Annotated in this window: 1 protein-coding gene; it reads left to right on the plus strand. The window is 76.7% G+C overall.

What is annotated here, in order from left to right; translation table 11 throughout:
- The first annotated feature begins 347 nt into the window (after positions 1–347).
- Entirely contained in the window at positions 348–515 is a 168-nt protein-coding gene (locus tag ACFV0G_RS36100; protein ID WP_380557057.1) for a hypothetical protein, read from the plus strand.
- The last annotated feature ends 120 nt before the right edge of the window (positions 516–635 follow it).

A 635-nucleotide genomic window follows, 5' to 3' on the forward strand; every position in this document is an offset into this window, starting at 1 on the left:
CCCGGGGGAGGGGGGGGGGGCCCGGCGGGCGGGCGGCCGCGGGGGCCCGGTGGGTCGGTCGGGTCAGCAGCTCTGCGAGTCGCAGGAGCTCACGCTGATCGCGTCCTGGTCGATCGGGCCGTGGGCGCCGGTGGTGTCCATCTTCTGCAGCTTCAGGATCTTCGCCATGGAAGTCCCCTCCTCGGTGCGGTGGTCCGGACCGACCGGTCGGCCGGTCCGCTGCGCACAGGCAATCACCGGGCACTCAGAAGCCTCTGAGAAGCCACTGGGAGCGCCGCACCGCACGCAGAGATACCCCATGGGGTATTCTGGGGAGGGAGAACGGCTCCGACGAAGGGAATCCCGCCATGTGCCGACGCGTCCAGTGCCGCACCTGCGGCAAGGCCGGCTACGCCGGCTGCGGCATGCACGTCGACCAGGTCCTGGCGGGCGTCCCCCGCTCCGAGCGGTGCAGCTGCGCCGCGGACGGCCGTCCGGCCGCCGGCCTGCTCGCCCGCCTGTTCCGCCGCCGCTGATCCCGAGGGGGGGGGGGGCGGGGGGGCCGCCCCCCCCCCACCACCGGCGCGCGCCACCGCCCGCGCCCCCCCCGCCCACCCACCACCCGGCGAGGCGCTGGAGGGCGGGGGCCGGCACCC

Source organism: Kitasatospora sp. NPDC059571 (assembly GCF_042735675.1).
Classification (GTDB): domain Bacteria; phylum Actinomycetota; class Actinomycetes; order Streptomycetales; family Streptomycetaceae; genus Kitasatospora.